Consider the following 13,088-nt stretch of genomic DNA (forward strand, 5'->3'; position numbering starts at 1 on the left):
TTTTTGCAAAGCGAAAGAATTTTTCTTTCGCTTTGTTAATTTTAAAAGTTCTTTAAGTAGTATGTTAAATAGAAGACATATAAGGATAAAGGTGATGCAAACGATTTATGCAATGCACCAACATCAATCTGATAATCTAGAAAAAGAGGAGAAATTCTTATTTGCAAGTATCGAAAGTATGCAAGATTTGTATTTGTTAATGTTATCAGCATTAATTGAAATTCAAAGCAAAGAAGAAGAGTATTTAGATTTAGTTTCAAAAAAACATTTAGCTACAAAAGAAGAAAAGAATCCATCTTCTAAATTTACTCAAAATAAATTTCTTCAACTTTTAAAGAATAGTGAATCGCTATTGGATAAAATTGATGCTCGAAAAATCAATAATTGGAAACAAAATGATGATATTATTTTGTTTTTAATTGATGCAGTAAAAGAAAGTCAATTATATATTGACTATATGAGTAAATCGAAATCAACTTTTGATGAAGATAAATTTTTTATTGCAGATTTGTTCACTCAAATTATTGCTCCAAATGAAAAACTTTACGAATATTTGGAAGAATATAAATTAACATGGTTAGATGATGTTCCATTAGTAAATACCATGATTCTTAAGCAAATTAAACAAGTCAAAGAAACTCAAGAAGAATTTAAAGTAACAAAACTTTATAAAGACGAAGACGATAAAGATTATGCAAAAGCTCTTTTCCGTAAAACCGTTTTAAATGAAGTTGAGTTATCTAAACAGTATATTGATAAAACTCCTAACTGGGATACAGAAAGAATTGCAGAAATAGACACAATAATTCTAAAAATGGCTATTTGTGAGTTTTTAAAATTTCCATCAATTCCTGTTAAGGTTACAATTAACGAATATTTAGAAATTGCAAAAGAGTATTCTACACCAAAAAGTAGTATTTTTATCAACGGAATTTTAGATAATTTAGTAAAAGATTTAAAAACAGAAGATAAGCTTGTGAAAACAGGTAGAGGATTATTATAAAAATTAAAAATTTAGTTATGTTAAAAAAGACATTAAGTTTAGCTTTATTAGTTACAACACTTATTGCGTGCAATGAAAAAGGTTCTTCAAAAATAACAGAACAAGACATGAAATCAGTTGAAGCGGAAAAAGCTTTAGCAGGAAAATTTCCAAAAATTGAATTAGATAAACTTGAACACGATTTTGGAACTATTAATGAAGGTGATGTTGTAGATGTAGAATTTATAGTAAAAAATGTTGGAGAAGCAGATTTAATTATTGCTGATGCAAAAGGAAGTTGTGGATGTACAGTACCAGAACCACCTAAAGAACCTATTGCTCCAGGTCAATCTGCTCCAATAAAAGTTTCTTTTAATTCTAATGGTAAACCAGGGCAACAAAGTAAAACAGTTACTTTAACAACAAATACTGAAATGGGTAATGAGGTTTTTAATATTAAAGCAAATGTTACACCAAAATCTAAATAATATTTAATAACAAAAAAAAATAAGAAATGACAACAACCTTAGCGATACAATTATTGTTAATGATAGCAATATTTTACTTTTTAATGATTCGCCCTCAACAGCAAAGAGTTAAAAAAGAAAAAGCTTTTGAAGCAGGTTTAAAAACTGGAGATAAAGTTATTACAAAATCAGGAATTCATGGAAAAATTGCCGAAATGTCTGAAGGGACTGTTGTTGTTGAAACAATGGCAGGAAAAATTAAAATGGAACGCTCTGCAATTTCTTTAGAAATGACTTCTAAACTATCAGAAAAGAAATAATTATTTTCTATATTTATCATTTAAACCGATATTCGAAAGAATCATCGGTTTTATTTTTTCTAATCGTATTAGTTTTGTTTTCTCTTGCTTAGCGCTTTCAATATATTCAATAAATTCCTTTTGCTTATATGGTGTAAATTCACTAAAAGCAAGTTGTAATTCGTTGTTCTTAATGAAAATATCATTTAAATAAGGTGAAGTAATTTGCTCTTTCTTCGTAGGTTTAATAACTAAGCCTTTTTCTTCAATTAAAATGGCTTCATTAATATAGTTTAAAATTGTTTTTTCATCAATTTCATCAATTGAATTAAAACGCATTTGGCGTAATGACTTTGTAATGCCTTCTTGGGCGTTGACTAATAGTTTTTTTTCATCCTTAAGAAAAACTCCATTAAAAAACCAAATACCAAAATAGGACTTAAAACCTCCAATTCCAATTACATTTTTTCTATTATGAGTATAAACAGGACCGCCCCATTTAATTACTTCTTTAAGATTTGTTTTAACAACGATTGCCTTTAAAACTTCAAGTTCATTATTCCATTGATTCGTTTTATTCCAAGGATTTTTCTCCATTTTTAATAGATTAGTTTTGTAAAAATAAAAAATCTTAGATACATTTATTAAACAATTGTAAATAAATAGTATTTCTTTCTTTTTTAATTCTATTTTTGCTACCTTTTCAAAATTCATAAGAAAATAATAATTAATACTTTAAAGAACGAATGAAGATTGCGATTTTATCGAGAAACTCAAATTTATACTCTACTAAAAGACTTGTTGAAGCTGGTGAAAAACTGGGACATGAAATGCATGTTATAGATCACTTAAAATGTGATTTAGTAATTGAGAAAAAAAACCCAACAATTGTATATAAAAACCAACGTTTACAAGGTTTTGATGCAATTATACCTCGTATTGGTGCTTCTGTGACTTTTTACGGTACAGCAGTAGTGCGTCAGTTTGAAATGATGAAAGTATTTACAGCGGTAGAATCTCAAGCATTAGTTCGTTCAAGAGATAAACTGAGAAGTTTACAAGTTTTGTCAAGAGCAGGTTTAGGTTTACCAAAAACTGTTTTTACGAATGATACTAAAAATGTTGAAGCAGTTATTAGTGAAGTTGGAGGGGCACCATTAATCATTAAATTATTAGAAGGAACACAAGGACTTGGAGTGGTTTTAGCAGAAAACGATAAAGCAGCAGAATCTGTTTTAGAAGCTTTTCATGGTTTGCAAGCAAGGGTAATTGTACAAGAGTTTATTAAAGAAGCAGGTGGAGCAGATATTCGTGTATTTATTGTAGACGGACAAGTGGTAGGTGCAATGAAACGTCAAGGTAAAGAAGGTGAATTTCGTTCAAATTTACATAGAGGAGGAACAGCTGAGTTAATTGAATTAACTGATGAAGAAGAAACAGCAGCTTTAAAAGCAGCTAAAGCAATGGGACTTGGTGTCGCAGGTGTCGATTTATTACAATCGGCTAGAGGTCCACTTATACTTGAAGTAAATTCTTCTCCAGGCTTAGAAGGAATTGAGAGAGCAACAGGTCAAGATATCGCTAAAAAAATTATAAAATACATAAGTAGAAATGTTTAATATATTAAATGTTTTAAATAAAAAAAGGTCTGCATTTGCAAACCTTTTTTATTTTTTTTAATATTACTTCTTAGCAGTTAATTCTGCAATTTTTACAATTACTTCGGTAGCTTTTACCATACTTTCTACTGGAACATATTCATATTTTCCATGAAAATTATGTCCACCAGCAAAAATATTTGGGCAAGGTAAGCCTTTGTAAGATAATTGAGAACCATCAGTTCCACCGCGAATTGGTTTAATTAATGGAGTAATTCCTAGTTCTTTCATTGCTTTTTCTGCAATTTCAACAATATGGAAAACAGGTTCTACCTTTTCACGCATATTAAAATATTGATCATTTACTTCTGCAATACAAATGTCTTCACCAAACTGTGCTGCATATTGTTGATTCATTTTTGCAGCAATAGTATGAATTAATTCTTTTCTTGCTTCAAAAATAGCCTTGTCATGATCACGAATAATTAATTGTAAAACCGTTTCTTCTAAACTTCCATCTAAATGATGAACATGAAAGAAACCTTCATAACCCGATGTTTTTTCAGGGACTTCATTTGCAGGTAAAGCAGAAATGAATTCGTTTGCCAAAAGCATAGAATTAATCATTTTCCCTTTTGCATAACCTGGGTGAACACTTTTTCCTTTGAATGTAATTTTTGCTCCGGCAGCATTAAAGTTTTCGTATTCTAATTCGCCAATTTGACTTCCATCCATGGTGTAAGCGTATTCACAACCAAATTTCTCTACATCAAATTTATGTGCTCCACGACCAATTTCTTCATCAGGAGTAAACCCAACTCTAATTTTTCCGTGTTTAATTTCTGGATGCTGAATTAGATATTCCATTGCCGACATAATTTCGGTAATCCCAGCTTTATCATCTGCTCCTAAAAGCGTAGTTCCGTCGGTAGTAATTAAAGTTTGACCTTTATATAAAAGTAAATCTTCAAAATAATTTGGAGATAAAACGATGTTTTGTTCAGCATTTAAAACAATATCTTTTCCGTCGTAATTCTCAATAATTTGAGGTTTTACATTGGCACCTGTAAAATCAGGAGTGGTATCAAAATGAGCTACAAAACCAATTGTAGGAACTTCATGCTCCACATTACTAGGTAAAGTTGCCATAATGTAAGCATTTTCGTCAATGGTAACTTCTTGCATTCCCATTGCTTTTAATTCTTCTACTAATTTATTAGCTAAATCCCATTGTTTAGCTGTACTTGGTGTTGTTTCTGAATTTGGATCTGATTCTGTGTCTATAGTTACATAGCTTATAAAGCGGTCAATAATGTGTTGCATGTTACTGTTTTAAATTAAAATACAAATATACTATTTCTTAAGAAAACCATTATTAGTAAAATCTTAAAACTTATGGTTAATTATAAAGTTGAATTCTTATTTTTGCACAACACAACAACACAACTATGTACAAATTACTTATTCGTCCGTTACTTTTTCTATTTGACCCAGAAAAAGTGCATTACTTTACATTTTCACTCATTCGTTTTTTAAATAAAATAGGGTTTTCAGCTATCTTTAAAAGCCTTTATGAGGTAAATGATGCTCGATTAGAGCGTGAAGTTTTTGGATTAAAATTCAAAAATCCGGTTGGTTTAGCTGCTGGTTTTGATAAAGATGCCAAGTTGTACCAAGAATTATCAAATTTAGGATTCGGATTTATAGAGATAGGAACTTTAACACCAAAAGGTCAAGAAGGGAATCCTAAAAAACGTTTGTTTCGTTTAAAAGAAGATTCAGCAATTATTAACCGAATGGGTTTTAATAATGGTGGAGTTTTAGAAGCAGTAGAACGTTTAAAGAAAAATAACGGCGTTTTAATTGGTGGTAATATTGGTAAAAATAAGTTGACTCCAAATGAAGAAGCTGTTAAAGATTACGAAATTTGTTTTGAGGCACTTTTTCCACATGTAGATTATTTTGTAGTAAATGTGAGTTCACCAAACACTCCCAATCTTAGAGAACTTCAAGATAAAAAACCATTAACAGAATTGTTGCAAACGTTGCAAAATATGAATTTAGCTAGGCCTGTCGCTTCGAGCGGAGTCGAGATGCCAAAACCAATTCTGCTTAAAATTGCTCCTGATTTAACAAATGAACAACTTTTAGATATTATTGAAATTGTAAATGAAACTAAAATTGCAGGTGTAATTGCAACGAATACTACTATTTCTCGTGAAGGATTACAGTCTGAAAACAAATCAGAAATGGGCGGATTATCAGGTAAACCATTAACAAAACGATCTACTGAAGTAATCCGATTTTTATCTGAAAAAAGCAATAAATCATTTCCAATTATTGGAGTTGGCGGAATTCATACCGCTGAAGATGCTATTGAAAAACTTGAAGCAGGAGCAAGTTTAATTCAGTTGTATACGGGCTTTATTTATGAAGGTCCGGCTTTAATAAAATCAATCAACAAAAAGATTTTAGAAAATAGCTAAAAATGCTATCTTTGAAAACTATGAGCCAAGTAAAAATTATAGAATGTCCTAGAGATGCCATGCAAGGCATTAAGGATTTTATTCCAACTGAAAAAAAAGTACAATATATACAATCTTTATTAAGAGTTGGTTTTGATACAATTGATTTTGGAAGTTTTGTTTCGCCAAAAGCAATACCACAAATGGTTGATACTGCTGAAGTATTAGCACAATTAGACTTGTCTCAAACGCAAAGTAAATTACTAGCAATTATTGCGAATACAAGAGGAGCAGAGTTAGCTTCAGTACACAATGAAATTCAGTATTTAGGCTTTCCTTTTTCTATTTCTGAAAATTTCCAAATGCGAAATACGCATAAAACTATTGCAGAATCTATCGTTACTTTAAACGAAATATTAGAAATTGCAGATAAAACAAATAAAGAAGTGGTAACTTATATTTCAATGGGCTTTGGTAATCCTTATGGTGATCCATGGAATGTTGAAATAGTAGGAGAGTGGACTGAAAAATTAGCGAATATGGGAGTTAAAATACTTTCATTGTCTGATACAGTTGGAAGTTCTACACCAGAAGTTATTGATTATTTGTTTTCTAATTTAATTACTAAATATCCTAATATTGAGTTTGGAGCACATCTACATACAACTCCAAATGCTTGGTTTGAAAAAATAGATGCTGCATACAAAGCGGGTTGTCTTCGTTTTGACGGAGCAATAAAAGGTTATGGTGGTTGCCCAATGGCTAAAGATGATTTAACAGGAAACATGCCAACTGAAAAGATGTTGTCCTACTTTACTGCAAATAAAATTGATACTAATTGTCATGCTATTAGTTTTGAAAGTGCTTATAATGAAGCGTTAAAAATATTTGACAAGTTTCATTAAATACTTTTAAAAATATTATTTTAATTTATTCTAAATAAACTTGTGTATTAATTTTTGACTTGTTATTTTTGTGCAAGAAAATTATTTTAAATAAATCTAAATAAATAAATTAAAATGCGCTTAAATAAAATTACATTAGTATTATTTCCTTTTCTTTTTTTAGCAACAACTTCTTGTTCTGATGATGATAATAATGAACAAAACTCAGTAAGTGTCCCTGATGCATATGTTTTTGAAAGAGAGGGTGTTTCAACTGTTGATTATAGTGGTCAATCAAGTAGGATACTTATGTTGCAAGAATTGGGTAATTATATTAAAGATCAAGGTGCTGCAGATGCAGTAGTAGATGTGGCAATTTTAAATAATATGTATTCAAATTCAAATAGCCCTTTCTCTACTTTAGAATTAAATGAATCTGGAAAACAATTAAGAGATAAAACTGCAGCTTCAAAAGATTATTTCGTTAATTTAGGCGGAGGTGGTTCTTCTGTTGAGCAAACAAATGTAAGATCTTTTTTTGAGTCACAATTTGATAATGCTAATGCAGCTTCAAATGGTACAATTGCAGCTGAAAATATTCCAGGTGTATACCTTGATGGTACAACAAAGCGTTTAATTGCAGCAAATGGTCTAGAACCTCAACAAATAATATTAAAAGGTTTAATGGGAGCTTGTTTTATGGATCAAGTCGTAAATAATTATTTGAGCCTAGCTGTTTTAGATGAATCTACTAACAGAGCAGACAATACAAATAAAGTATTAGTTGAAGGGAAAAACTATACTAATATGGAACATAAATGGGATGAAGCTTATGGTTATATCTATGGTGCTGGAGGTGGAAAATATTGGGATAGTTATATTAATCAAGTTGATGCCGATGCTGATTTTAATTTCTTAAAAGCAGATATTGAATTAGCGTTTAGAAAAGGAAGAGCAGCTATTGTAGCTAATAACTACTCTCTAAGAGATCAACAAATTGCAATTATAAAAGAAAAATTAGCATTAGTTCCTGCTGTAAGAGGAGTGTATTATTTAATTGATGGAAAATCAAAATTAGTTACGGATAATGGGGCAAAAGCATTTCATGCACTTTCGGAAGCTTATGGATTTATAATGTCATTACGTTATACAAATAATCCTGCAACAGGAACGCCATATATGTCAAAAACAGAGGTTGATGCTTTGTTGGCTGAGTTAACAGGTGGAACAAATGGATTGTGGGATATAGATTATTTAAATGATCATTTAGATAATATTGCTTTAGATATAGCAACTCGATTTGGCTTTACAGTAGAAGAAGCTTCAATTGTTAACTAAAATAAACATTTAAAAGGGTAGCTAGCTTTTGAACATGCTATTTTTTTAATTAATTTTGCAAAAAAAACAGGAATGAAAAAATATCTTTTTTTAATCACTTTATTATCTATAGTTTTTGCATGTTCTAGTGAAGACGGTTCATCTTCATCTGGTGATAACTATAATAGGACAGCTTTATTAACTAATTGGGCAAATAATATTATTGTTCCAAGTTATGAAAACCTTCAAGATAAAGTTGTTATTTTGAACTCTGCAATTGCTACATTTAATACAACTCCAAATCAAACCAATTTAGATGTACTTCGTTCAGCATGGTTAGAATCATATAAAGCATATCAATATGTTGGATTTTTTAATATTGGTAAAGCAGAAGAAATTAATTTTTTCAGTAAAACAAATATTTACCCTACTAACACAGCTGGAATTGATACAAATATTGCATCTGGAAGTTATAATTTTCAATTATTATCACAATATTCAAGGCAAGGTTTTCCTGCACTAGATTATATGATAAATGGTTTAGCTTCAAGTGATAATAATATCATTGAATTTTATACAACAAATTCTAATGCATTAAATTATAAACAGTATTTAACGGATTTAATAGCAGAGTTAAGTAGTGATGTAAATTCAATTTTAAACGACTGGAATGGTTCTTATAAGAACACTTTTATTGCAAGTAATGGTAATTCAGTAAGCAGTTCAACAAATAGAATGGTTAATAACTTTGTAAAATATTATGAAAAAGATATAAGAGCTGGTAAAGTTGGTATTCCTGCAGGAGTTTTTTCAAGTGGAACAACTTTTCCTGAAAAAGGAGAAGCTTTTTATAAAAATGATGTTTCTAAAATTCTATTAAATGAAGCAGTTAAAGCTGCGCAAGATTTTTTTAATGGAAAACATTATTTGTCTTCTACTGAAGGTGAAAGTTTAAAATCTTACTTGAATTTTTTAAATACAGTTAGAAACGGAGTAAGTTTAAGTACTACAATCAATAATCAATTTACAACAATTAACTCAACAAATGCTTTGTTAAATGATAGTTTTGAAACACAAATTTTATCTAATAATAACGCAATGTTGAATAGTTATGATGCTTTGCAACAAAATGTAGTTTATTTTAAATTAGACATGATGCAAGCATTCAACATTACTGTAGATTATGTAGATGCTGATGGTGATTAATACATGCAAAATAATAATATAAATATTTATTTAAATAAAACCTCACAAGCCTCAACGCTAGCTTTTTTTAGGCTGGCGTTTGGTTTAATGATGCTATTCAGTATAATTAGATTTGTAAGCTACGGTTGGGTCGATAAATTTTATATTCAACCAAAATTTCATTTTACATATTATGGTTTTGATTGGGTAAAACCATTAGGTAATTTTACGTATTTACTTTTTATTATTTGTGGTTTATCAGCTTTTTTAGTTGCTATAGGATACAAGTATAAACTTTCAATTATTACATTTTTTTTGAGTTTTACCTACATCGAATTGATGGATAAGACTACCTATTTAAATCATTACTACTTTATTTCAATTGTTAGTTTTATACTTATTTTTTTACCTGCAAATGCAACTTTTTCAGTTGATGCTTATAAAAATGAAAAATTCAAATTTAAAGAAATTCCACAATGGACAATTGATATCTTAAAATTAACACTTGCAATTGTTTATTTTTACGCGGGTTTAGCAAAACTAAATTCAGATTGGCTGTTCGAAGCTATGCCATTAAAAATTTGGTTGCCTAATCAGTCAAATATTCCATTAATTGGAAATTTTTTACATGAAACATGGGTTCAATATAGTTTCAGTTGGGCTGGTGCACTTTATGATTTAGCAATTCCGTTTTTATTATTCAATAGAAAAACACGAAAATTTGCTTTTGTTCTAGTGGTAGTTTTTCATATTCTAACAAAAATTTTATTTCCAATTGGTGTTTTTCCTTATGTAATGATAATTAGTAGTCTTATCTTTTTTGATGCTTCATTTCACAATAAAGTATTGAATTTTATAGCGAAAATTTTTAAATTCAAAACAACAATTTTTAATACTTCAGAAAAAAAGATAATTAATTTTTCTTCAAGATTAAATGCAATTAAAATTAGTTTTTTAGCTCTTTTTATGGCATTTCAATTAATGTTTCCATTTAGATATTTATTATATCCAGATGAATTGTTTTGGACAGAAGAAGGGTTCCGATTTTCATGGCGCGTTATGCTTATGGAAAAAGCAGGATACACCCAATTTTATATCACAGATAGCAATACCAATAAAAAAATATTTGTTGATAATTCAAAGTTTTTAACTCCTTTTCAGGAAAAACAAATGTCTTTTCAACCCGATTTTATTTTACAATACGCACATTTTTTACATAATTATTATCAAAAAACGGGCTATAACGATCCAAAAGTTACTGTTGATAGTTATGTAGCTTTAAACGGAAGATTGAGTAAAAGATATATCGACCCCAAAGTAGATTTAGCAAAAGAGTATGAATCATTCCAACATAAAACGTGGATTTTACCATTTAACGATGAAATTAAAGGATTTTAAAGTTTTACTTTTAGTATTAGTATCAATTTCAGGATTTTCACAGACTAATCTTAAAGGTTTGGTGACAGATACTTTTGGAAATCCATTAGCTAATGTTGAAATTTATAATAAAACAACAAGTAAGTTAATTAGCTCTAATGCAAAGGGAGAGTTCGTCTTTTCAGAAGTGGTTAAGGGTAAAAATGAACTTGTTTTTTTCTTACAAGGATTCACGATTTTGGAAAAAACAATTGATGCTTCGGTTGCAACTACTAATTTAGTAATTGTTTTAGAAGATTTATCAACTAATTTATCTGAAGTTGTTGTTATAAAGCAAAAACAAAAGTTATTTGCTTTAAATAAATTGAAAGATATTGAAGAAACAGCAATTTATGCAGGTAAAAAAACAGAAGTTATTTCACTAGATAACTTAACTGCAAATAAAGCTACAAATAATGCACGTCAAATTTATGCACAAGTTGTTGGTTTAACTATTAATGAGAGTAACGATGGAGGTTTACAACTTTCAATAGGAGGTAGAGGACTAAACCCTAATAGAACCTCTAATTTTAACACACGTCAAAATAATTACGATATAAGCGCGGATGTTTTAGGTTATCCAGAAAGTTATTATGCAACACCAACTGAAGCTTTAGAATCTATTCAAATTATTCGTGGAGCGGCTTCTTTACAATACGGAACACAATTTGGTGGTTTAGTTAATTTTAATATTAAGAAACCCAGTACTAAACCAATTGAAATAGTATCAAGAACTACTTTAGGTTCTTATAATTTATTTACCAATTTTACGAGTTTAAGCGGAACAAACGGAAAATTTAGCCATTATTCCTTTTATAACTATAAACAAGGTGATGGTTTCAGACCAAATTCTCAGTTTGATTCAAAAACCTTTTTTACGAATTTAAACTATCAATTTACTGATAATACATCTTTACACTTAGATTATACACATTTTGATTATTTAGCACAACAGCCTGGAGGATTAACTGATGTTATGTTTGCTGAAGATCCTACACAGAGTAATAGAGCACGTAATTGGTTTAAAGTAGATTGGAATTTATTTGCACTTCGATTTAAACATCATTTTCAACATAATGCCGATTTTTCTTTACAATTATTTGGTTTAGATGCAAGTAGAAAAGCATTAGGATATCGTTCAAATAGAGTTTCAAATCCAGATACACCAGGAACAGAACGTGATTTAATTTTAGGTGATTTCGTAAACTGGGGTGCTGAAGCTCGCTATTTAAAAAAATATAATTTTTTAGGGAATAATAATGCTTTTTTAATTGGAGCTAAATATTATCAAGCTAAAAATACAGGTATTCAAGGTCCAGGAAGTTCAGGGAATGGACCAGATTTTGAGTTGGCAAATTCCGAATTTCCTAATTATGCATCTCAATCAGATTACACTTATCCAAATTTAAATTTTTCTGTATTTGGAGAAAATATTTTTAGAGTAACTCATTCATTTTCAATTACTCCAGGTTTTAGATACGAAAGTATTAAAACCCAAGCAAAAGGATTTTATAGAGAAATTAGAACCGATTTAGCCGGAAATGTTATTTATGATGAAATTGAAAATGAAGACATTATAAAAGAGCGTAATTTTTTATTATTGGGTATTGGTTTGAGTTATAAAATGAAAAATGGAATAGAAATTTATGGAAATGTTTCACAAAATTACCGCTCAGTAACTTTTAACGATATAAGAACGGCAAACCCAAGTGCTGCAATTGATCCTAATATTACCGATGAAAAAGGATATACCTCAGATATTGGTGTAAGAGGACAAATCCTTAATAAAGTTTCTTTTGATGCAAGTATCTATGGTTTGTATTATGATGATAAAATAGGAGAGTACCTTAAAACAATACCAAATGTTGCTACACCAGTTCGTTATAGAAGTAATGTAGGAACTGCCTTTACTTATGGTTTTGAATCTTTAATCGATTGGAATATTGGAAAAACCTTTTTTATTGATTATGAAAATTTCATTTGGAATGTATTCTCAAATGTTGCCATTACTAATTCAGAATATCTTAATTCGGATATTCCTAATGTTGAAAAAAATAAGGTAGAATTTGTCCCTAGTTATAATATGAAATTTGGAAATGGAGTAGGTTATAAAAACTTTTTAACTAGTTTACAATATACTTATGTATCTTCTCAATATACGAATGCTCAAAATATTCCTACAGATGTAAATGATAATACAAGCGGTATATATGGTGAAATACCATCTTATTACGTATTTGATTTTTCGGCTTCATATAAATGGAAGAATTTTAAACTTGAAGCAGGAGTGAATAACGTTTTAAATAATTGGTATTTTACACGAAGAGCTACAGGTTATCCAGGTCCAGGAATTATTCCTTCAGAACCAAGAGTATTTTACGCAACTTTAGAGATTAAATTTTAGAATTTAAAATATTTTTTTAATTTTTAACTCCTAACTCCTGATTTTTAAGTAACTTTGCATGCAATTTAACT

At 29.4% G+C, this 13,088-nt stretch carries 12 protein-coding genes; 10 read left to right on the forward strand and 2 right to left on the reverse strand.

What is annotated here, in order from left to right:
* The first annotated feature begins 94 nt into the window (after positions 1–94).
* From nusB to yajC, 3 genes are read left to right on the forward strand one after another with little or no spacing between them, the layout of a single operon-like run.
* Positions 95–1,003, forward strand: coding sequence for a transcription antitermination factor NusB (gene nusB / locus OLM55_RS08225; protein ID WP_264558427.1), 909 nt, complete (start codon positions 95–97; stop codon positions 1,001–1,003).
* Between the two features lie 17 nt (positions 1,004–1,020).
* Positions 1,021–1,470, forward strand: a complete 450-nt coding sequence (locus OLM55_RS08230; RefSeq protein ID WP_264558428.1) for a DUF1573 domain-containing protein — start codon at positions 1,021–1,023, stop codon at positions 1,468–1,470.
* Positions 1,471–1,496: 26 nt separating this feature from the next.
* Positions 1,497–1,769, forward strand: a complete 273-nt coding sequence (gene yajC, locus OLM55_RS08235) for a preprotein translocase subunit YajC (protein WP_264558429.1) — start codon at positions 1,497–1,499, stop codon at positions 1,767–1,769.
* On the opposite strand, the gene OLM55_RS08240 is transcribed toward yajC, so the two are convergent.
* A complete protein-coding gene (locus OLM55_RS08240; RefSeq protein WP_264558430.1) occupies positions 1,770–2,345 on the reverse strand; it encodes a YdeI/OmpD-associated family protein in 576 nt (191 codons plus the stop codon).
* A 149-nt stretch (positions 2,346–2,494) separates the two neighbouring features.
* On the opposite strand from OLM55_RS08240, the gene rimK reads away from it, so the two are divergent.
* Positions 2,495–3,367 (forward strand): 30S ribosomal protein S6--L-glutamate ligase, encoded by an 873-nt coding sequence (rimK, locus tag OLM55_RS08245; RefSeq protein WP_264558431.1) that lies wholly within the window; start codon positions 2,495–2,497, stop codon positions 3,365–3,367.
* Between the two features lie 63 nt (positions 3,368–3,430).
* Here the strand turns inward: rimK and pepT are convergent, their stop codons facing one another.
* Positions 3,431–4,669 (reverse strand): peptidase T, encoded by a 1,239-nt coding sequence (pepT, locus tag OLM55_RS08250; RefSeq protein WP_264558432.1) that lies wholly within the window; start codon positions 4,667–4,669, stop codon positions 3,431–3,433.
* Positions 4,670–4,794: 125 nt separating this feature from the next.
* Between pepT and OLM55_RS08255 the strand changes: the two genes are divergently transcribed.
* The 6 genes from OLM55_RS08255 to OLM55_RS08280 all read left to right on the forward strand — a co-directional run bounded on the left by OLM55_RS08255 (position 4,795) and on the right by OLM55_RS08280 (position 13,017).
* Entirely contained in the window at positions 4,795–5,832 is a 1,038-nt protein-coding gene (locus OLM55_RS08255) for a quinone-dependent dihydroorotate dehydrogenase (RefSeq protein WP_264558433.1), read from the forward strand.
* 20 nt (positions 5,833–5,852) lie between these two features.
* A complete protein-coding gene (locus OLM55_RS08260) occupies positions 5,853–6,716 on the forward strand; it encodes a hydroxymethylglutaryl-CoA lyase (protein WP_264558434.1) in 864 nt (287 codons plus the stop codon).
* Positions 6,717–6,830: 114 nt separating this feature from the next.
* On the forward strand, positions 6,831–8,033 hold the full coding sequence (locus OLM55_RS08265) for a DUF4856 domain-containing protein (protein ID WP_264558435.1): 1,203 nt from the start codon (positions 6,831–6,833) through the stop codon (positions 8,031–8,033).
* Between the two features lie 72 nt (positions 8,034–8,105).
* Positions 8,106–9,218 (forward strand): imelysin family protein, encoded by a 1,113-nt coding sequence (locus OLM55_RS08270; RefSeq protein WP_264558436.1) that lies wholly within the window; start codon positions 8,106–8,108, stop codon positions 9,216–9,218.
* A 3-nt stretch (positions 9,219–9,221) separates the two neighbouring features.
* Complete coding sequence (locus OLM55_RS08275; RefSeq protein WP_413614309.1) at positions 9,222–10,595, forward strand: HTTM domain-containing protein; 1,374 nt, start codon at positions 9,222–9,224, stop codon at positions 10,593–10,595.
* The gene (locus tag OLM55_RS08280; RefSeq protein WP_413614310.1) at positions 10,534–13,017 is read left to right on the forward strand and encodes a TonB-dependent receptor domain-containing protein; all 2,484 of its coding nucleotides are present in this window, start codon (positions 10,534–10,536) and stop codon (positions 13,015–13,017) included. The genes OLM55_RS08275 and OLM55_RS08280 overlap by 62 nt, the downstream gene beginning before the upstream one ends.
* Positions 13,018–13,088 lie beyond the last annotated feature (71 nt).

Source organism: Flavobacterium sp. N2270 (assembly GCF_025947225.1).
Taxonomy (GTDB): domain Bacteria; phylum Bacteroidota; class Bacteroidia; order Flavobacteriales; family Flavobacteriaceae; genus Flavobacterium.

Excerpts from the sequence above, each read along its gene's own strand:
- nusB (WP_264558427.1), top strand. The coding sequence starts at position 95 with ATGCAAACGATTTATGCAATGCACCAACATCAATCTGATAATCTAGAA.
- OLM55_RS08230 (WP_264558428.1), top strand. The coding sequence starts at position 1,021 with ATGTTAAAAAAGACATTAAGTTTAGCTTTATTAGTTACAACACTTATT.
- yajC (WP_264558429.1), top strand. The coding sequence starts at position 1,497 with ATGACAACAACCTTAGCGATACAATTATTGTTAATGATAGCAATATTT.
- OLM55_RS08240 (WP_264558430.1), bottom strand. The coding sequence starts at position 2,345 with ATGGAGAAAAATCCTTGGAATAAAACGAATCAATGGAATAATGAACTT.
- rimK (WP_264558431.1), top strand. The coding sequence starts at position 2,495 with ATGAAGATTGCGATTTTATCGAGAAACTCAAATTTATACTCTACTAAA.
- pepT (WP_264558432.1), bottom strand. The coding sequence starts at position 4,669 with ATGCAACACATTATTGACCGCTTTATAAGCTATGTAACTATAGACACA.
- OLM55_RS08255 (WP_264558433.1), top strand. The coding sequence starts at position 4,795 with ATGTACAAATTACTTATTCGTCCGTTACTTTTTCTATTTGACCCAGAA.
- OLM55_RS08260 (WP_264558434.1), top strand. The coding sequence starts at position 5,853 with ATGAGCCAAGTAAAAATTATAGAATGTCCTAGAGATGCCATGCAAGGC.
- OLM55_RS08265 (WP_264558435.1), top strand. The coding sequence starts at position 6,831 with ATGCGCTTAAATAAAATTACATTAGTATTATTTCCTTTTCTTTTTTTA.
- OLM55_RS08270 (WP_264558436.1), top strand. The coding sequence starts at position 8,106 with ATGAAAAAATATCTTTTTTTAATCACTTTATTATCTATAGTTTTTGCA.
- OLM55_RS08275 (WP_413614309.1), top strand. The coding sequence starts at position 9,222 with ATGCAAAATAATAATATAAATATTTATTTAAATAAAACCTCACAAGCC.
- OLM55_RS08280 (WP_413614310.1), top strand. The coding sequence starts at position 10,534 with ATGAATCATTCCAACATAAAACGTGGATTTTACCATTTAACGATGAAA.